Genomic DNA, 240 nt, shown 5'->3' with positions numbered 1-240 from the left:
GCGTACTGTCTTTTTCAAAGATCAGCGCCACATTTTTCCCTCTGTGATGATCGACAAGTATCCCTTTTTTCTTCTTTTCTTTTAATTCTGCGGCAAGGTCCAAAAGATAAATGATCTCTTCCGGTGTAAAATCTTTCAGTGTCAAAAAATGTCTTCCTTTTAAATCCATTGTCTTATCCTCTCTTTTCATTTATTTTTTATCTGTATTTATTTACTTTCAATTATTCACATTTGTTTTCA

At 32.1% G+C, this 240-nt stretch carries 1 pseudogene; it reads right to left on the bottom strand.

Features of this window, described 5'->3' with window-relative positions:
* Nucleotides 1-169, bottom strand: a pseudogene (locus NE619_RS19235) (ornithine carbamoyltransferase); the annotation flags it as partial.
* Between the last annotated feature and the right edge of the window lie 71 nt (nucleotides 170-240).

Source organism: Anaerovorax odorimutans, assembly GCF_024459955.1.
Classification (GTDB): domain Bacteria; phylum Bacillota; class Clostridia; order Peptostreptococcales; family Anaerovoracaceae; genus Hominibacterium; species Hominibacterium odorimutans_A.
Note: the sequence above shows the minus strand (reverse complement) of the source record. Positions and strands in the feature narration are given on the sequence as shown.